Here is a 13,293-nt window from a genome sequence, read left to right as displayed (position 1 = left end):
GGGGGAGCCGGTGGCCGCCAGGGACGGCGACCTTCTCCCCCACCCTGCTGAATCCCCGTCTCCTGCCGGGAGCGGCCTTCGATGATCGTCGTTCAAAACTTCATGCTCGCCCTGATCGGCATCGGCCTGCTGTTGGCGATCGGCTTCGTCCTGGAGCGCCGTTTCGGCGTGCCGCCGGATAGCAGCTACCGAGTCGCCTGCGCGGGCGTGTGTCTCGTTTTCATCGCCAAGCTCGATCGGGACAGTGGCGGGGAGCGATGGCTTCGGATCGGGCTCGCCTTGTCCGCGCTGATCAATATCGCGCTGTTCGCGACGCCGATCTTCGACCGACCGGCCTCACGCGGCGAGATTCTGTTCTTTGCCTTTCCCGATCTCGTGATCGTGATGATCGCCCGCATCGTCACCTATCCGGTGACCGACGGCCATCAGCGTGCCGTGCGACAACAGCTCGTCGTCGGGCTGCTCCTCGCCATCGCCTTTTGCGCGCTGGTGATGGCGTCGGCCCTTGTCCCGCGGACGTGACGCGACCCATGGGGGGCATCGGCTTGACTCTTAAATCTACATATGTCGTATTGCGGCCATGCTTCGCAATAGACCGCCCTCGCAACAGATGCGTGCCCTGTTGGCCGCCATGATGACCGATCCGGCGGCGTGGCGGCATGGCTATGAGTTGATGAAGGATACCGGGCTGTCGTCCGGCACACTCTATCCGCTGATGATGCGAATGACCGAAAAGGGGCTGGTCGAGGCGGAGTGGCGCGATCCGTCGCAGCCGGGGCGCCCCGCACGGCATGTCTATCGCCTGACCGCCGCCGGTATCGCGCTGGCGCGGTCACAGGAGGCTGGCGGCGAACCAACCACCCAATGGTCACCCGCATGAGCGCGTCGCTACCCCAGCGGATCGTGGCGATCGCGGCACGCTGCCTGCCGCCCGATGAATGGGCCTGGGGGCAGGCGATGCGCGCCGAACTGGAGGCGGCGGCGGCGGATGGACGTGCCCTGCCCTTTGCGCTGGGTTGCCTGACGACGGCATGGCGACGCCTGCCTTTGCATCGCAACGGCCGATCGCTCCTGGCCCGCCATGGGCTGACGATCGGGCTGATCCTGCCCTTTGCCGCCTTTCACTTCCAATGCGGTCTTCGCGGGGCCTATTTCCTGATCTCCGGTCATGACCCCTATTATGCCGTGCTGACCCATGGGGGTGCGGCGCAGCGGGCCAGGGCCGAACTCTATCGCGATATGACACCCGCCGTGACGGCCCTGCTGTTGCTGCTGGGGCTGGCGCATATGGCGATCGCCTGGACCGTGCTTCAGCGCCGCTGTCATCAGGCCGCAATGCTTTGGCTGATAACGGCGGCGATCGTCGGGGCCGTCGTCATCGTCATCGCCCCGATCGCCACGACGACGGGGCTCGTGGTGCAGGCTGTCGCGCTGTCCATCGAGTTGATCGCCATTCCCCTTCTCGCCCATCGGCGGAGCGAATCCACCCCCTGACCTAGATGGAGGTTCCATGACGTCACTGCTTCTGCTCGCGGCCTTGGTCGGGGGCGATATCACCCCTGCGCGGATGGAAGGCGACAGGCTTCGCCCCGGCTCGGTCTGCTACACCATGACCGCCGACGGGAAAGCCATGGGTACGACCGCCCAGACGATCGCCGCGACCCGCATCGGCGGCAGGCCGGTCTGGGACATCGTCATTCATCAGAAGGTCGCGAACGGCGTGTTCGACATGCGCGATCATTTCGTCGTCGACCGCCGGACACTGCTGCCGCTGCACATGGACAGCCAGCGCGGCGTCGCGCGGACCGATCGCGGCTGGCACCGGATCACGATCGACTATGCCAAGGGTCGGATCACCGGCACGCGCGAGACCGCGACCGCGACGACGCCGATCGACGTGGCAGCGGATCATCCGGTCTGGGATGGCAATTTATGGGGCGTGACCTTCGCCGCGCTGCCGCTTCGCCAGGGCGGGCGCTACACCCTTCCCTTCTGGCAATATGACAAGGGCTTCGGCCAATTCACCCTACAGGTCGTCGGGCGCGAGGCGGTGACCACCCCCTCCGGCCGGGTGGCCGCCTGGATCGTCGAGGCGGGGGACGATCCCGCGCACCCCATGCGCTACCGCATCGAGCAACGTCCCCGACAGGAACTGGGCTATGTCGCCGGGTCGCATGGACAACAGCTGGGCGGAACCTGTTCCTGACGGGCAATGCCTTGGCCACAAAGCTGGCGCGCGGCTGAACGCCCCCGCCACGATCAGTTCAGAATCATGGGGCTATCACCTGATCATCCGGGAGCGGATCGATATCTTGAGGTGTCGCGATGACCATGCGCAAAACTGCTTTGCTGTTCGCCCTTGCCGGAGGCGCGCTGTTCGCCTCCACCGCCGCCAGCGCGCAAGCCTGGGGCTATGATTCCTATATGGCGAACCAGGCGTATCAGGATGCCCGGTACCGGGCCTATCAGGCGGGCCGGGATCAGCGCGCTGCGGACGAAGCCGCCTATTATGGCGATTACCACGCGGCCAACGCCTATGCGCGCGATGCCTCCATCCGCCGGTCGGAGGCCAAGCAGGCCGCCCGCTTCGCGCATGAGGAGAAGAAGGCGGCATATTGGGGTTCCTACCGGCATCACGGCTGGGGCTGGTAGACCGCTTCGTCCCCGCACGACCGGGCCCATAACGAAAAGGGGGCCGACGCTGGCTTGGCGTCGGCCCCCTTTTCCGATGTCATCGCGCCGGGCGATCAGCCGTCGTAATCGGCACCCAGATTCTGGTTGCGCGGCGGTGCGGCGGCGGTCAGACGCAGCGCCTCGGCCGAGGCCTGCAGGCTGCCGACATCGTCCGCCTCGTCCTCGTCGTCGATCTGGACGCGCTGCAGGCTGTTGACGACCGATTCTTCCAAATGGGTCGGACGAACGGTTTCCTCGGCGATCTCGCGCAGCGCGACCACCGGGTTTTTATCGCGATCGCGATCGACGGTCAGGTCGGCCCCGCCCGAAATCTGACGAGCCCGCTGCGCCGCGAACAGCACCAGATCGAAACGGTTGGGAACCTTGTCGACGCAATCCTCGACGGTGACGCGCGCCATGCGTGTGTCCTTCGCAAATAATGCTGGGATGAAAGCGAGCCACCTAACAGCAAAGGGCGGACAAGTCAAAAGCCTTGGCCAAAGCGCGGCAGCGTGCAACGCGCGTGTCGCCTCGATCGTTACGCATCGCACCGGACCATGCCATCAAGGAGCCCGTCATTTCGCCAAACCCGCCCCCCGAACAACCGGTCTTCCGGGTCGGTGACGACGCGCTGACCCTGCTGGACACGGGGCCCCGGCGGCTGAAGGCGGTGCTGGACCTGATCGACGGTGCGCGGGACAGCCTGCGCATTCTCTATTACATCTATGCCGATGACGAGACCGGACGGCGGGTGCGCGACGCGATGATCGCCGCCGCCCGGCGCGGCGTGACGGTGTCGGTCGTGGTGGACGGTTTCGGCGCGGGCGCAGACGAGGCGTTCTTCCGCCCGCTGGTCGAAACCGGTGCGCGACTGTCGCGGTTCGAGCCGCGTTTCGGCCGACGCTACCTGCTGCGCAATCATCAGAAGCTGGCCCTGGCGGATGCGGAGGGCCCCGCGCCGCGCATCATCATCGGCGGCTTCAATATCGAGGATGACTATTTCGGCACCCCCGCCGACCAGAGCTGGCGCGATCTGGGCCTGTTGGTCGAAGGGCCGACGGCGGCGCGGATGGCGGCGTATTTCGACGCACTGCTCGCCTGGACGGAGGATCCCAAGGGGCGGCTGCGCGATCTGAACAAGGCGCTGGCGCATTGGAGCGAGTCCCGGGGAACTTTGCGCTGGCTGATCGGCGGGCCGACGCGGCGGCTGTCCCCCTGGGCGCGGACGGTGCGCGACGATATGCGGCGGGGGCGCAGGATCGACCTGATCGCGGCCTATTTCACCCCCAGCCCGACCATGCTTCGCCGCCTCGACCGTGCCGGACGGCGCGAGGCGGAGGTGCGGATCGTGACCGCCGGCAAGTCGGACAATCAGGCAACGATCGCGGCGGCGCGCTTCACCTATGCCGGTCTGCTGCGCAAGGGCGTGCAAATCTTCGAATATCAGCTCACCAAGCTGCACACCAAATTATATGTCATCGACGATGCGGTGCATATCGGCTCCGCCAATTTCGACATGCGCAGCCTGTTCGTGAATCTGGAACTGATGCTGCGGGTGGAGGACCGGGCCTTTGCCGATCATGTCCGCGCCTATGTCGATGGCGAGGTGGCGCGGTCGGAACCGATCACGCCGGACTGGTACAAGTGCCAGACCGGCTGGTTCCAGCGGCTGCGGCAGTTCGGCGCCTATCTGCTGATCGCAGTGATCGATCCGTCGGTATCGCGCGGGCTGAATTTCGGGATCGAGTCGCCGGACGGGGATTAAATCCTCCACGGCACGGGGGGGCTTGCTACCCAGCGACTCCTATGGGGAAGCCCCCCTCCGTCAGGCCTTTGGCCTGCCACCTCCCCGTACCGGGGAGGATTATGTTCAGTCCTTCCACGCCCAGTAAAGCTGCGCCGGGGGCACGTTCCACCATTCCATATCATGGTCGATATTGTCCCAGTGGGGAACCAGGAAGTCCTTCACCTTGGGGCTGAACTGATAGACCAGGAAGGCGCCGCCGGGACGCAGCACGTCATGCGTGCCCTGCGCGATCGCGGGACCGACGCCGGGCGGCAGGGTGGAAAAGGGCAGGCCCGACAGGACGTAATCGGCATGATCGAAACCATGGTCGCGCACGATCTTCTGCACGTCCGCCGCCGATCCGTTCACCGCGGCGAAGCGGGAATCGACGATCGTGTGACGCAGATAGTCGCAGAAATCGGGATTGGTATCGATCGCGATCAACTTCGCATCCGGCGCCATCCGCTCCAGGATCGGGCGGCAGAAGGTGCCGACGCCCGGACCATATTCCACGAACAGCTTGGTATTGGCCCAGTCGACGGGAGCGAGCATCTTGCGGATCAGCTTGCCCGAGGATGGGATGATGGAGCCGACCATCACCGGATGCTTCAGGAATTGCTGAAAAAACATCTGGCCGGGCGACGGATAACCCGTGGCTTCGGTGCGGGACTTGCGCGCGGCGGTGGTCGAGCTGGGCATCGAGTTCCTGTCGTTCGTGATCCCCGCGTGGAGGAAACGCGAGGGAAATTCCCTCGTCGCACAGGTGCCGAACGACTTTCAAGCTATTGGGTTGCGACGAAGCGGTGCATTCCGTCGCAAAGCCGATGCGGCAAATGGGGGCGGACATGGATCGGACGGGGCAGATCGCGGTGATTTTCGTGTCACAACGAACGGCAGAGGATGCACAGGGTTATGCCGATGCGGCGGCGGCGATGGACGGCCTCGCGGCCCAACAGCCCGGCTATCGCGGAGTGGACAGCGTGCGGGATGCCGATGGCCTAGGCATCACCATCAGCTGGTGGGCCGACGAGGCGAGCGCGCTGGCATGGCGCAACCATCCGGACCATACCGCGATCCGGGACCGTGGACGCGCGCGGTGGTATTCGCATTATGAGGTCGCGGTGACGACCGTCGCACGCGATTACCGCTGGGAGGCCTAGGCCCCACCCCCATCCCAGCGCGGACCGGGATGGGGACCTGGCGGCGTTACCGTTGCTTGCCCTCCCTCGACGTCAGCATCCCCGGCGCGATGAAGCCGATCGGCTGAATCGCCGCCGCGTCCTGTTTCAGCTTCGCCGCGATCTGTTCGTAATCGCGTTCCATCTCGGGCGTGACGCTGGCACGCGCTTCGGTCAGCGCCTCGTCGAACGCCGCCATGTCGACCTGCGCCGCGCTTAACGACCTGCGCAGCGCGATCAGACCCGCCCGGCGCACCACATCGCCCAGATCGGCACCGGTGAAGCGATCGGTCCGTGCCGCCACGTCGTCCAGATCGACGTCCGGGGCGAGCGGCATCTTGGCGGTCTGAATCCCCAATATCCGCCGCCGCCCCGCCTTGTCCGGCACGCCGACATAGATCAGCTCGTCAAACCGCCCCGGCCGCAACAGCGCGGGATCGACCAGATTGGGGCGGTTGGTCGCGCCGATCACGACGACCGATTGCAATTCCTCCAGCCCGTCCATCTCGGCGAGGATGGTGTTGACCACCCGCTCGGTCACCTGCGGCTCGCCCAGGCCGCCGCCGCGCGCGGGCACCAGCGAATCGAGTTCGTCGATGAAGATGACCGTCGGTGCCACCTGCCGTGCGCGTGCGAACAGGCGGGTGATCTGCTGCTCGCTCTCGCCATACCATTTGGACAGCAGGTCGCTCGACTTGGTGGCGATGAAGTTCGCCTCCGCCTCGCGCGCCACCGCCTTGGCGAGCAGCGTCTTGCCGGTACCGGGCGGGCCATAGAGCAGGAAGCCCTTGGCGGGCCGTATGCCCAGACGCCGGAACGCATCCGGGTCCTTGAGCGGCAGTTCGACGCCTTCCTTCAGCTTCATCTGCGCGGTGTCGAGACCGCCGACATCCTCCCAGCGGACCGAGGGCGCCTGCACCATCACCTCGCGCATCGCCGAGGGCTGGACGCGCTTCAACGCCTCCAGAAAATCCTCGCGCGTGACCGAAAGCGTGTCGAGCACCTCCGACGGAATGGTCCGCTCCTCCAAGTTGAGGCGCGGCATGATCCGCCGCACCGCCTCGATCGCCGCCTCACGGGTCAGCGCGGCCAGGTCCGCCCCGACAAAGCCGAAGGTCGTCCGCGCCAGCTCGGCGAGATCCACCTTGTCGCCCAGCGGCATGCCGCGCGTGTGGATGCCGAGAATTTCCCGCCGCCCGCGCTCGTCGGGGACGCCGACCACGATCTCACGGTCGAACCGACCCGGCCGCCGCAACGCCTCATCGATCGCCTCCGGCCGGTTGGTCGCGGCGATGATGACCAGATTCGCCCGCGACTCCAGCCCGTCCATCAGGGTCAGGAGTTGCGCGACCAACCGCTTTTCCGCCTCGCCCTGCACCCGGTCGCGCTTGGGCGCGATCGAATCGATCTCGTCAATGAAGACGATCGAGGGAGCGGACTTGGTCGCCTCCTCGAAAATCTCGCGCAACCGCTGTTCCGACTCGCCATAGGCCGAGCCCATGATCTCGGGCCCGTTGATCAGGAAGAATTGTGCATCCGATTCATTGGCGACGGCACGGGCGAGGCGCGTCTTGCCGGTACCGGGCGGTCCGTGGAGCAGCACGCCCTTGGGTGGCTCGACCCCCAGCCGCTCGAACAATTCGGGGTAGCGCAGGGGGAGTTCGACCATCTCGCGCAACTGGTCGATGGTCGCACCCATGCCGCCGATATCGTCATAGGTGACGTCGGCGCGGCGGGCCTCGCGCGGTTCCTCATATTCGGGGCGAAGCTCGACCTCGGTATTCTCGTCGATATGCACCACGCCCTTGGGGCTGGCCGCTACGACCGCGAGGCGGATTTCCTGAAGCGCATAAGCGGGCGCGTTCATGAACTGCGCCACGCCCGGCGGCATGTTGGTCACCCGCTGCTGCCCCGCGGTCGCCACCACATCGCCCTGACAGAGCGGTCGGTTGAAGAAGGTCCGCTTCAGCGCCTGGGCCGAGCCCTGCAGCCGCAGATTCTCCTGCGCGGGGGCGAAGACGACGCGGGTGGCGGGTTTCGAATCGACCCGGCGCACCTCGACGAAATCGCCCGAGCCGACGCCCGCATTGGCACGCTGCAACCCGTCGATTCGCAGCAGGTCGAGCCCTTCATCCTCTGGATAGGGGGCAACGGCGCGAGCCGGGGTCGCCTGTTTGCCCACGATCTCGACTACATCGCCTTCGGTGATGCCCAGCGCGGCCATCAGGTTGCGCGGCAAATGGGCCAGGCCGCGCCCGGAATCCTCGGGGCGGCTGTTGGCCACCTGTATCTTGCGGGTCGGCGCGTCGCTGTCGGCCATGATCGTCCCTTGGCAAAGTGTCTGAGACACGAAAGCGCGAGACGTGGGGGCGGGTTCCTGCCGGTGAAAGACCGGACCGCCGAACCGAGACAAAAAAAAGGGCCGATCGAAACGACCAGCCCGAAAAGTTTTTAGGAGAGGATGCCTGAAAGGCCCGTTCCTTTTGCGCTGCGACACGTTATGTTGCAAGTGCGAAAAGCTTGGTTATGATTGCAGTTTATGCAATCCTGTGCCCAAGCGATGGTAAGATAAAGGTTGCGTGATGCGCAGGCTCCCTCCGCTGGGTGCGATCGAAGCGTTTGTACAAGTCGTCCGGCTGGGCTCGATCAAGGCCGCGGCCGAGGAATTGGCGCTGTCCGCGCCGGCGCTCAGCCGCCGGGTGCAGACGCTGGAACGATTCGTCGGCAAGCCGCTCTTCGCCCGGCGTCATCAGGCGATGGTGCCCAATGAGGACGGCCAGACGCTGATGGAGCAGATCGCCCCGTTGCTCGATCAATTGTCCGATGCGGTGGAGGCGATGTCGAGCGGGCAGGAGGTATTGCGCCTGCGGCTCGGCGTGCTACCGCTCTATGCGGCGCAGCGGTTGTTCCCGCATATGGGGCAATTGCGCGCGGCGCATCCCGAACTGCATCTGGACATCGATACGGCGGGCCACGGCATTGCGCGCCTGGGCGAAGGGCTGGACGCCGTCATCGCGCTGGGCCGCGAAATCGATCCGTCGCTTTATGCCAAGCGGTTGGATTTCAACAAGGTTTACGTCATCGGCGCCAAGCGGCTGGCCGAGGGTCCCAATGCCTTGCTCCATCCCGAACAGATGAACGGGATGACCGCTTTGCTGCACCGCGAAATGCCCGACGCCTTCACCGCCTGGTGCCAGGCGGCGGGGCTGACCAACATCAAGCCCAAGGCGATCGACTTTTTCGACTCCGGGGGCCTGATGCTGGAGGCGGTGGCGCAAGGGCTCGGCGTCGCCTTCATGCATGCCAGCCATTTCGAACATGCCCAGGACCCGCGACTGGTCCGGCTGTTCGATATCGAGGTGGACAGCCCCTATAGCCACTGGTTCGTCTGTCGCCCCCGCGCGCTCCAGCAGAAATCGGTGCGGCTGTTCCACGACTGGCTGATCCAGACGCTCTACCCTGCGGCAGCGTAAGCCTGTTCCCCGACATGGCCCCGGCAGACGCTGGGGCCGTTACCGATCGACAGTTCTCAGGCGTGTCACTGCCCTGGCTGTGCGAGATGACGCGTGATGAGGTAACGACAAAAAGCCGCGCGTCCATCCGGACGGCGGCTTCACGCCTTCAAGCCATTCACGAGGCGGCGTGCGCGCCGCCCCCGCGAATTACTTGATCTTGGCTTCCTTGAACTCGACATGCTTGCGCACGACCGGGTCGTACTTGTTGAAGCTCAGCTTCTCGGTCTTGGTGCGCGGGTTCTTCTTGGTGACGTAAAAGAAGCCGGTATCAGCCGAGCTGACGAGCTTGATCTTGACGGTGGTCGGCTTGGCCATGACCTGGTTCCTGTATGCGTGAAAAAGCGAAAGCGGCAGCCGGAGCCGCCGCTATATAAGGGCGGCGCATGGCCCAAAGGCACGTCCGAGTCAAGCATTTCGCCCGATTTAAGCCCCTCTTTACGCGCGCGGCGCTATATTCCAAGGCGGATCCGCCCCCTGACAGGGCGAATAGGCGGACAGGCAAAGGCCGGGGGGAAGCGATGGAGCAGGACGAATCATCCGATCGGGCGATTCCTTCGGAAATACGGGACGAGCTCTGGGCCCGAATCGCCGCGCTCGACGTCAGGGCACCCTATGCCCCCGCCGCCGACCTGGCCAGTGGAATCGACGCCATTCGCCGGCTGGCCCATGCGCATGGCCTGGCTCCTGCGGTCACCGTCACCCATTTCATCGACCGCGCGCTGATGCGTGACGGCGCCGCGGGGCCCGTCCATGGCTGGTTCGCGATGCTGACCGACGCGGTCGCCAGCGAGCGCCAGGATCTGGAGACCGCGAACCGATTCGCCGAGGCGTGTTCGGTACGAATGGCGGGCTGATGGACGCCTTCATGATCGTTCTGGTCGCGACCCTGGCGGGGCAGGCCTGCGGACGATCGAGCCTGTTGGCGGCGCAACTGACGGAGCGGAGTGGACGGCCGGTCGCGGTGCTGGCCGGGCTGGTCCTGGCACAGGCATTGCTGGCGGGGGTCTGGATTCGGCTCGGCACCGTGCTCGCCGCGCGATTCACACCCGAGACGCATGGTCTGCTCCTGGCCATCGCACTGATTTTTACCGGGATCGGGATGATGGGGCCCCTGCCCCGGTTCGCGACGCCTTATGGCTGGCCCCGGCTGGGCGCTTTCGGCGGGGCATTGATCGGCGGCGGAGCGATCCTGTTCGCCGATTCGGGATCGTTGATCGTGGCCGCCGCCGCCGCACGCTCCCCCCTGCCCTGGGCGGCGCTGCCCGGTGCGGCGATCGGGCTGGCCGGGGCGGTGCTGCCTGCGATCATCCTGGGGGAGCGGGGCTGGCGCCGCCTGCCATTGCGGGCCGTGCGGGTTGGATTGGGCGTGCTGATGGGGCTGACTGGCGTGGTGATCGCGCTGGCGGTGAAGGGATTGATCTAGAGTATCGATCACTCAGGCCATGCTTTGTACATGGACGCGGCGGAGCCATTCCGCCATCGAATCGTTAACGCAACGATCCAGACAGCGGGAGCATGTCCATGTCCGATATCAATCCGGCGCTCGATACGCCGACCGACCTGAACCGCAACGCGACCGCCAGCGTCGCCGATGCCCTGAACGGCGCGCTGGCCGATTGCTATGCGCTGTACCTGAAGACCAAGAATTTCCACTGGCATGTCTCGGGCCCGCATTTCCGCGACTATCACCTGATGCTCGACGATCAGGCCGCGCAGATCCTGGGCGTGACCGACGCCATTGCCGAGCGGGTGCGCAAGACCGGCAACGTCACGCTGCGCTCGATCGGCGACATTGCGCGCCGCCAGACGATCGTCGACAATGACCGCGAGTTCGTCTCCGCCGCCGACATGCTGGTCGAGCTGCGCGACGACAATATGAAGCTGGTCGAGCGCTTTCGCACCGTGAAGGACGCCGCCGAAGAGGCCAAGGACAATGCCACCAGCGGCATCGTCGACGAATGGACCGACCAGGCCGAGGAGCGCGCCTGGTTCCTGTTCGAGGCCGGCCGCAAGGGCTGAGGGCCTGGAGTAACCTCCGAACAGAACGACAGGCGAAAGGCCCCGGTGAAAGCCGGGGCCTTTTTTATGGGTCAGATCAGAGGGGCAGGGACGAAGCGCCGTCGCGCATCCAGAGCTCGGTCTTGGTCAGGACGTCCAGATCCCCGGCATCGCGACGCGCGACGATATAGTCGATCAGGCCGCGGAACTTGTCCGGATCGGTCTGGCCGGTACCGGTGGCAGAGATGCCATGGACATAGAATTCCGAGGTTTCCCCGCGCAGGATGGTCAGATCGATATCCGCCTTCAACTGATCCAGCGATTCGTTCGACATGGCATTGGCAGGGGCGAGGACACCGCCGCGATCGGGAATGCCGAAACGGGACAGCCAGCTTCCGCGCCCCTGAGTCGTTCGCGCCATCTTGAACCCCGCCGCCTTCAACGCCAGCGGCAGCTTGGTGTAGGAGAATTCGCCCGACAGATCGGTGAAGTTGAATGCCTTGACCTGGGCGATGACCGGAGCGCTGAGCGTGATCTGGGTCGCGCTGTCCACGCTGACCACGGTGGTGCCGATCGGGACGTTATAGCCGCCCACGAACATGCCGGGCTGGATGCCCGAAGTGTCCGCCATGGTGGCGATCACCGTGCCATTGGTCCTGACGGAAAAGCTGCGCGGCCGGGCCGGGCTGTCCTGGTAACGGCCATTAGGATAGCAGCAGAAATCATTGCCGCGCGGCATGCCATTGGCCTGTGCCCAGTCGCGCACCTTTTGCAGGTCGGCCACCGCAGCGGCCAGCGTCGGGTGGCCGATCATCGTACCGTCGTCATAGGTGCCGTTCAGATAGCAATCCCAGCCGGCATCATACATTTCGCGGATCTGCGCGAGGGTCAGCCTGCTGGGGCCGCCGAGCAGGCCGGGGGCGACATGGAAGCCGCCCTTGACGTTGCGGGCCCGCATATAGGGAAAGGCTTCGGTATATTGCGTCCGCAGAAGATCGTCGAAGCCGATTATGATGGTCGGGCGGCCACCGGCCCGGGCCACCAGCGCATCGACGCCGACGCGCGGCGCATCGGGCACCTGTGTCGACACGCTGTTCGCCATGCCGAACCGGCCGGGCCCCGCGCTTTGCAGCCCTGCAATCTCGCTCGAATGGATCGATCCCCACATCGTGCCATAGAAAAGCGGCTGTGGCGTCTGATAGAGCGGCGCCAACAGCGCCGTCTGGCCGCGAAACTCCTGCCCGTCGCGCAAAAAGGCCAGATCGAAGGCGGTGGCGGTGCCATAGACCGGATCCCATCCCAGGTCGACGAACTGCGCGATCGTTCCCAGCTTGGCGGGGTCGTGATAGCCGATATCGGACTTGCGCAATCCCGGTCCACCCAGGCGCGATCCCGTCCCCTGCATCTCTACCGAGCCGCTGCCCTGAGCCCGAGCCGATCCGCTGGCGAGCAGCGCTCCGTTGGTTGCCGTAAAGCCGCTCGTCGTATCGAAGCTTTCCAGCAAAATGGGGGAATCGAGCACCACCGCAAGCGCGACGGCGGTGACGTTCTGCCCATTCATCAGGCCGGTGACGACCAGGCGGGTACCGAGATCCTGCGCGCGGGCGACATAGGTTGCACCCGAAGCGTCGGCAATCGGCGTGCGCGTCCGATCGACGGTCAGCGCCTCTCGGAACCACTGAACGCCGGTCAGCCCATTGGGCACGGAATAGGTCTGGCCGACCGACCCGTCCTTCGTCGCCAGCATATAGAGCGGCGGGGTCGCGACAGGGGTCGGCGTCGGCGTGGGTGTTGGTTGCGGCTGGGTATCATTTCCCCCCTCCACCACGCAGCCGGCACAGGAAAAGGCCGCCGCGCCGATCAGGAATTGGCGCCGAGTCGTCATGAATTTTCCCCCGTGAGCAGTTGGTTACTGCCCCCTCCCCTTCCGCACATGCCCCAAAGAGGGACGATGTTGCAATGCCGCGATCGGGCACCGATCGGATTTCGATACCATGATGGGACAGATCACATGTCCCTTTTTGCCCTTTCGCCTGGGAACGGCGCGCCGACGGGCAAGGCGACATTCGCGCCCATATGGACCGCAACGGCAATCCGTAACCGGAACACCAACTCGCCCCGCCGGTTAACCCCTTTCATCAAG

The 13,293-nt window shown here is 65.3% G+C and carries 16 protein-coding genes; 11 read left to right on the top strand and 5 right to left on the bottom strand.

Going from position 1 to position 13,293, the window contains the following annotated elements; genetic code table 11:
• Positions 1-81: 81 nt before the first annotated feature.
• The 5 genes from ACWPWT_RS04780 (at position 82) to ACWPWT_RS04760 (ending at position 2,652) form a co-directional block, all read left to right on the top strand.
• Complete coding sequence (locus ACWPWT_RS04780; RefSeq protein WP_454278765.1) at positions 82-522, top strand: hypothetical protein; 441 nt, start codon at positions 82-84, stop codon at positions 520-522.
• Positions 523-610: 88 nt separating this feature from the next.
• Entirely contained in the window at positions 611-880 is a 270-nt protein-coding gene (locus ACWPWT_RS04775; protein ID WP_261268474.1) for a PadR family transcriptional regulator, read from the top strand.
• Positions 877-1,494 carry a hypothetical protein gene (locus tag ACWPWT_RS04770; protein WP_454278764.1) on the top strand — a complete coding sequence of 206 codons (618 nt, stop codon included), beginning with the start codon at positions 877-879 and terminating at the stop codon, positions 1,492-1,494. Before ACWPWT_RS04775 ends, ACWPWT_RS04770 begins: the two co-directional genes overlap by 4 nt.
• 16 nt (positions 1,495-1,510) lie before the next feature.
• Positions 1,511-2,206, top strand: a complete 696-nt coding sequence (locus ACWPWT_RS04765) for a DUF3108 domain-containing protein (RefSeq protein WP_454278763.1) — start codon at positions 1,511-1,513, stop codon at positions 2,204-2,206.
• Between the two features lie 119 nt (positions 2,207-2,325).
• Complete coding sequence (locus ACWPWT_RS04760; protein ID WP_261268471.1) at positions 2,326-2,652, top strand: hypothetical protein; 327 nt, start codon at positions 2,326-2,328, stop codon at positions 2,650-2,652.
• A gap of 95 nt (positions 2,653-2,747) precedes the next feature.
• Here ACWPWT_RS04760 and rpoZ read toward each other — a convergent pair whose 3' ends face one another.
• A complete protein-coding gene (gene rpoZ, locus ACWPWT_RS04755) occupies positions 2,748-3,092 on the bottom strand; it encodes a DNA-directed RNA polymerase subunit omega (protein ID WP_058734009.1) in 345 nt (114 codons plus the stop codon).
• Positions 3,093-3,250: 158 nt separating this feature from the next.
• Here rpoZ and ACWPWT_RS04750 point away from each other — a divergent pair, with 158 nt between their 5' ends.
• Positions 3,251-4,438 (top strand): phospholipase D-like domain-containing protein, encoded by a 1,188-nt coding sequence (locus ACWPWT_RS04750; RefSeq protein ID WP_454279885.1) that lies wholly within the window; start codon positions 3,251-3,253, stop codon positions 4,436-4,438.
• A 105-nt stretch (positions 4,439-4,543) separates the two neighbouring features.
• Here the strand turns inward: ACWPWT_RS04750 and ACWPWT_RS04745 are convergent, their stop codons facing one another.
• Positions 4,544-5,158, bottom strand: a complete 615-nt coding sequence (locus tag ACWPWT_RS04745) for a class I SAM-dependent methyltransferase (protein ID WP_261268470.1) — start codon at positions 5,156-5,158, stop codon at positions 4,544-4,546.
• Between the two features lie 146 nt (positions 5,159-5,304).
• On the opposite strand from ACWPWT_RS04745, the gene ACWPWT_RS04740 reads away from it, so the two are divergent.
• Positions 5,305-5,619, top strand: coding sequence for an antibiotic biosynthesis monooxygenase family protein (locus tag ACWPWT_RS04740; RefSeq protein ID WP_261268469.1), 315 nt, complete (start codon positions 5,305-5,307; stop codon positions 5,617-5,619).
• Between the two features lie 46 nt (positions 5,620-5,665).
• Here the strand turns inward: ACWPWT_RS04740 and ACWPWT_RS04735 are convergent, their stop codons facing one another.
• Positions 5,666-7,957: a CDC48 family AAA ATPase gene (locus tag ACWPWT_RS04735; RefSeq protein WP_454278762.1), complete on the bottom strand. Its 2,292-nt coding sequence runs from the start codon at positions 7,955-7,957 to the stop codon at positions 5,666-5,668.
• A gap of 262 nt (positions 7,958-8,219) precedes the next feature.
• On the opposite strand from ACWPWT_RS04735, the gene ACWPWT_RS04730 reads away from it, so the two are divergent.
• Positions 8,220-9,110, top strand: coding sequence for a LysR substrate-binding domain-containing protein (locus ACWPWT_RS04730; RefSeq protein ID WP_454278761.1), 891 nt, complete (start codon positions 8,220-8,222; stop codon positions 9,108-9,110).
• A gap of 189 nt (positions 9,111-9,299) precedes the next feature.
• Here the strand turns inward: ACWPWT_RS04730 and rpmG are convergent, their stop codons facing one another.
• Positions 9,300-9,467, bottom strand: coding sequence for a 50S ribosomal protein L33 (gene rpmG, locus ACWPWT_RS04725; RefSeq protein ID WP_007407030.1), 168 nt, complete (start codon positions 9,465-9,467; stop codon positions 9,300-9,302).
• 203 nt (positions 9,468-9,670) lie between these two features.
• Here rpmG and ACWPWT_RS04720 point away from each other — a divergent pair, with 203 nt between their 5' ends.
• From ACWPWT_RS04720 to ACWPWT_RS04710, 3 genes are all read left to right on the top strand, one after another.
• A complete protein-coding gene (locus ACWPWT_RS04720) occupies positions 9,671-10,006 on the top strand; it encodes a hypothetical protein (protein ID WP_454278760.1) in 336 nt (111 codons plus the stop codon).
• A complete protein-coding gene (locus ACWPWT_RS04715; protein ID WP_454278759.1) occupies positions 10,006-10,575 on the top strand; it encodes a hypothetical protein in 570 nt (189 codons plus the stop codon). The genes ACWPWT_RS04720 and ACWPWT_RS04715 overlap by 1 nt, the downstream gene beginning before the upstream one ends.
• A gap of 98 nt (positions 10,576-10,673) precedes the next feature.
• Positions 10,674-11,171, top strand: a complete 498-nt coding sequence (locus ACWPWT_RS04710) for a Dps family protein (protein ID WP_405051341.1) — start codon at positions 10,674-10,676, stop codon at positions 11,169-11,171.
• Positions 11,172-11,247: 76 nt separating this feature from the next.
• Here ACWPWT_RS04710 and ACWPWT_RS04705 read toward each other — a convergent pair whose 3' ends face one another.
• On the bottom strand, positions 11,248-13,035 hold the full coding sequence (locus tag ACWPWT_RS04705) for a hypothetical protein (RefSeq protein ID WP_454278758.1): 1,788 nt from the start codon (positions 13,033-13,035) through the stop codon (positions 11,248-11,250).
• Positions 13,036-13,293: the final 258 nt, after the last annotated feature.

The organism is Sphingomonas sp. Marseille-Q8236, from assembly GCF_965112005.1.
Note: the sequence above shows the minus strand (reverse complement) of the source record. Positions and strands in the feature narration are given on the sequence as shown.